Consider the following 5,133-nt stretch of genomic DNA (forward strand, 5'->3'; position numbering starts at 1 on the left):
TACTCCACATGCGCGACCTCGTCCGTGCATTGGTGCCGCGGGTCGCGAGCGATGCAAGTGGTGAATGGATGCTAGAAAAGTGAAGACGCCGCTGCCTGGATTCGTTCAAGTGTTTGAAGGCCGGTCGCGAAATCATCAGATGGTTGGCAATGCTCTCTGCCAGAACACAGTGATTGGCATGAGGGACAGGAGGCTGCAAGAATCAAGAGGCCAAGCAGTATTTCAAAGTGCATCCATACATTGAGATTAGGGCTTTAGCGATGAGCCTAGACAGACGTGCCGTTTCCTCGTCCGCATGCGTTAGCATCTACCTCGAGGCTTCGGGCTAGAAATTCTCGTTCGTTGGGTACATGATTGCACCTTCGACCAAGCTGACAACAATTTTGACGGCCGCCTTGCGTCGACGAATGATTTCTCGCTCAAGGCAAGCGATGTGTTCATCTTTTCTCATTTTTCATCCCATATAAACTATGTTTCTCCTGAAACGGAGATTTCAAAAGTCTGGCATTTCTTTTCGCTAAAACGGAATTGATTTCCAAGAACTGGAGCTCACTTTTCCGGACTGATTTATTGCTACCCGGGTGGCGCAACGTGGAAATTCATGATTGTCTCCATTCGTGACGTGGCGCTGATATCTTAATCGGGCACGTGCGTATTGCTTATCCCAAGGAACTCGAGGCCATCGATTTTAGGGGGCCCGCAAACAGGTGTTCCGAAAATTACAGGAGGTTGCCATGAAACATGATCAATCCTTGATCGCCCAACTGACAATTGCCGTCCGACGTGGAAATATTTCGCGCCGTGAGTTTCTTTCGAAGGCAACAGCACTGGGAGTTTCCACATCATTGGCAAGCGGAGTTTGGGGGGCAAAGGCCTTTGCGCAGCCGCAGCGCGGAGGCACATTCCGCTGGGGCATTCATGACGGCAACACTGGCGACACGCATGATCCCGGAACCTACGTATCTCGTCAGCAGATTTATCTGGCTCATCAACATCGCAGCTATCTAACATTAATCGAGCCGGATAATACGCTAGGGCCGGATCTGGCAACGGATTGGGAAGCGACGATCAATGCCGCCCAGTGGACATTCCGCCTTAATAAAAATGCCACCTTCCATAGTGGCAAACCGGTCACGTCCAGAGATGTCATTGCGTCTCTCAACCACCACCGGGGCGACGCTTCAACGTCGGCGGCGAAATCGCTCCTTGCCGATGTGGACGAGATCGTTGCGGACGGAGACCACACGATTGTCATTAAACTTTTGCGCGGAAACGCCGACATTCCTTGGCTGATGACGGACTATCATTTTGCTATCTGTCCTGCACGGGATGATGGCTCCATCGACTGGGAGTCCGGCGACGGATCTGGCCCGTTCAGAATTGAAGGTGGTGAGTTTGGTGTGCAATGGGAGCTATCCCGGCATGACGGGTGGCACCTTGAGGGGCCAAATTTTGACAAGCTGAATATTCTGGTTCTCAATGATCCGGATGCGCGCCAGTCTGCATTGGTCGCGGGGGATGTGGATGCCGTATCTCTCGTGGATCTCAAATACTTGGATATGCTCGAACAGCGGGCCGATATCGAGATCGACAATGTACCGTCTGGTGCCGCAGTCACTCTGCCAATGCACTGCGATACGGCTCCCTTTGATGACGTAAACGTCCGCAACGCTCTGAAACTTGCCATCAACCGGGAAGAAATTATCGAAAAGAATGCTTTTGGCACTGCGACTATCGGGAATGATTTTCACATTGCACCGGTGCAACCGTATTGGCCCGAAGACATTCCACAGCGGGAATACGACCCGGAGAAGGCGCGGGCACTTCTGAAAAAAGCGGGCCATGAAAATCTTGAGGTCAGTATCAGCACTGCAGAAAGCTTGTTCTCTGGCGCAGTAGACATGTGTGCCTTGTTTGCCGAGCAGGCACAAGCGGCAGGAATAAAGGTTAACGTCGTTCGTGAACCGAATGACGGATACTATTCAAACGTTTGGTTGAAGAAACCGTTCTGTGCGGTCTCGTGGGGCGCGCGTCCAACGCCGGATGTGATGTTTACCTTGGCATATGCATCCAACGCCACTTGGAACGAAAGCCGATGGACTAACCTGAGATTCAACGAATTGCTCGTACGGAGCAAGGGCGCACTTGATGACAGCCTTCGGGCGGAGATGTACCGAGAAATGAGCATGCTGATGCGGGATGACGGAGGGACGATTATCCCCTTCTTCAATAACTTCGTGTATGCAAGGTCTCAACGGGTACAGCATGGTGAGGTACTTGCCGCGAACTGGGAATGCGATGGCGCCCGAGCCCCAAGCCGATGGTGGTTCGCGAGCTAACCAAACGTAGTGTCAGGCGCCGTAAGGGGCTTTGACATGGCTTGCTGCAACTTTCTCAGGTCGAGTGCTCGACCAAACCAATTGGTGCGTCAGCGAGAAGTGTTTACGTGCCGTAGGCCCCAAGGTAGAGGAGCCGCGAACATGACTGAGGTTACAGAACGCGTAAGGAAGGTCGTTGCCAGGCAGTTCAAAGTTTCGGAAACCGATATCTCCTCCGAAACGAATTTCAGGGTTGACCTTGGCGTAGATAGTTTGGGCAAAGTTGAACTAGCCATGGCATTTGAAAAGGAGTTTGGTATCGAAATCACTGATCAAGACGTCGAGGCAACAACGACTGTCGGTCACGCTCAGGGGGATACACCCCTAACTTGTTGGGGAGCCTTTTTCGCTGTCCGTCTGAAATCCCTTTCTGGATGTGTTGGCGGCATGCGCTCTTCCTGCGCCTCAGCGAACGCGCCAAGCCCGCGTGATATCCTTCTGACAAATCCTATTTCCAGCACGGACGACGTCTTAGGCTCACATGACTCAATCGAAAACGATATCCGTCGAACAGGTTCGGGGCTTACCTCAGCCAACTGTTCGAATATATGGGACCACATTCAGTGAATGTAACAACGAATGTCAGTGATGCTGAAAGTTTCATTGTGGTGGACCACGTCAGTGGGGGAGGACCAGTCTGGGTGGTTATGGCAATTCCAAGGCAGGAACCCGGGCCGCCGCCATGCTGAGCCGCAAGGCAGTCTGGTCCGTCTTCTGAGTGCTGAAGGACAACTTGGGTCATCAGGCGGCGATGGCCTGTCAACACCGCTTGACCGAATCCGGCACCGAGGTCTAGAGACGGGCTACAAACCTTGGCGGTGGCGCCGTCTTGCAAGGCTAATTCCCAAAAGTCGTTTCATGTCCTGGACGCCCGGACATCACCCGCCCGGTACGCGCCGGGCCTATGATCTATGGAGTGATGACCATGACGCATGTACTGACCGGATCGCGGGGTGCTGCAACCGGACCTCTCGTCGGGATGATCTGCATGGCGATGGCGATGCTGCTTCTGCCTGTGGGCGACACCTTTGCCAAGCTGCTGACCTCGCATCTGGGGGCGGTGGAAGTGACGACTGCGCGCCTGCTGGCGCAGGGCCTAGTGATGATGCCGATTGCTGTAGTGCTGCGGCATCGGCTGCGTGGTCCGATGTTTTCCCCCATCGTCGCGCTTTCGGGCGGCCTTGTCATGATAACGTTGACCAGTCTCGTCTGGGCGTTCTCCGTCATGCCCATCGCCACGGCCATTGCGATCTTTTTTGCCGAGCCGCTGATCCTGACGATGCTGGTCGGTCCCTTGTTGGGAGAGCGCGTGGGACCGCGGCGCATGGTGGCCGTGGGCGTCGGCCTTGTCGGGGTGCTGGTCGTGGTGCGCCCCGGCGGTGACCTGGGGCTCGCCGCGCTGCTGCCGCTTGTAGCGGCGACGGCCTATGCGCTGAACATGATCGTGTTGCGCCGCGCGTCCGGCATCCGCTCGGGCCTGACCGTGCAGTGTGGCGCGACGGCGTATGCGGGCGTCGGCATGACAACCCTGTGCATTATCCTGGCCGCCGCCGGCTGGATCCAGCCAGATTTCGCAACGCTGCCGGTCTGGGGGTGGGGGGCCATCGCCGCATCCGGTCTGTTCGCGGCGGTGAGCTTCATTCTGATCGCAGCGGCATTCCGCCGTGCGGAGGCCGGTATGCTGGCGCCGTTCCAATACCTGGAAATCATCGGGGCGACCGTTGTCGGTTACATCGTGTTTGGTGACTTTCCCGATATGATGACGTGGATCGGTGTCGCGATCATCCTGGTGTCTGGCTTGTATGTCTTCTGGCGTGAACAGGTGCCTTCTAACCGGGGCAACATCCTGCCGGGTCGTCGCAGAACACGTCGCATCCGGGCGCGCTGATCGTCACGTTCGCTGGCCGGGCGGGGTTTTCCCGATTCCGCGCCAGCCATAGCTGTCGTTGCGTGGCTGCTGCTGGCGGTCCTTGGGCTGATCGGGTTCGAGCGACTGCATGGCATGAACGGTCTAAAAAACTTCTGTCATCGATCCTTGGAGTGGTGTCTGCGGTAACCTTCGTGACTGCAGACCTGATCGCGTGGGAGTATGCCATCGTTTTGACGCTGACGAAATCGGGGGGCATCACCAGCCTGTCACCCTGATCGAAGCCGGAAAACTCTCGCCGAGGGCGGTAGAAGGTTCGGGGTCGGACCAATCAACCGACTGACTCTCCCGAAAGCTGGAGGCAAGTCGGGTCTCAGGTCAATTTGAGTTCGTATGCTTGGAGTATGCAACTTCGCGTTCATTCCGGCATCCAAATCAAGCCGCTACATGGAAAGGTTTTGTGTAAGGCTGTTCTGATAATGCGACTGGTGTTCGTCATTAATGCCAGAAAATAATTATTTATTATTAAATAGTTAAAAATCTTTTCTATTTAGAAGTTCTGCCATAACTCAGCTTTAATCAGGGACACTCGAAGGTTGTAAATTTTGCTTTGGACTTATCGGTATGCGTATACTGGCTGTAATACTGTCCGGTGCAGTTCCATACGGTGGGATAAGAAATTCAAAATACCAAGATCAAGTGGAGCTGCTATGTGTATGGAACTGATTAGCGTTGCGAGAAAGACTTGAAGTACGATTTGCCATATGCATCGGGACGTTCACCTGTCCTGGCTCGTAACATAGTTTCGACTTCGCAGCCGTTGGCTACGCAAGCTGGTGTTGATGTCCTCCGCAAGGGCGGCAACGCCGTGGACGCTGCTCTTGCCGC

At 54.7% G+C, this 5,133-nt stretch carries 3 protein-coding genes; all 3 read left to right on the top strand.

The features are described 5' to 3' along the window. The first annotated feature begins 734 nt into the window (after positions 1–734). Complete coding sequence (locus tag PVV74_RS22615) at positions 735–2,339, top strand: ABC transporter substrate-binding protein (RefSeq protein ID WP_274594765.1); 1,605 nt, start codon at positions 735–737, stop codon at positions 2,337–2,339. 141 nt (positions 2,340–2,480) lie between these two features. Continuing rightward, the gene (locus PVV74_RS22865; RefSeq protein ID WP_338020444.1) at positions 2,481–2,945 is read left to right on the top strand and encodes an acyl carrier protein; all 465 of its coding nucleotides are present in this window, start codon (positions 2,481–2,483) and stop codon (positions 2,943–2,945) included. 358 nt (positions 2,946–3,303) lie between these two features. Beyond that, positions 3,304–4,266, top strand: a complete 963-nt coding sequence (locus tag PVV74_RS22625; RefSeq protein WP_274594766.1) for a DMT family transporter — start codon at positions 3,304–3,306, stop codon at positions 4,264–4,266. Positions 4,267–5,133: the final 867 nt, after the last annotated feature.

It is taken from the genome of Roseovarius sp. SK2 (assembly GCF_028807495.1).
Classification (GTDB): domain Bacteria; phylum Pseudomonadota; class Alphaproteobacteria; order Rhodobacterales; family Rhodobacteraceae; genus Roseovarius; species Roseovarius confluentis.

What these genes read in the sequence shown, in the direction of transcription:
- PVV74_RS22615 (WP_274594765.1), top strand. Translation starts at nt 735, where the DNA reads ATGAAACATGATCAATCCTTGATCGCCCAACTGACAATTGCCGTCCGA.
- PVV74_RS22865 (WP_338020444.1), top strand. Translation starts at nt 2,481, where the DNA reads ATGACTGAGGTTACAGAACGCGTAAGGAAGGTCGTTGCCAGGCAGTTC.
- PVV74_RS22625 (WP_274594766.1), top strand. Translation starts at nt 3,304, where the DNA reads ATGACGCATGTACTGACCGGATCGCGGGGTGCTGCAACCGGACCTCTC.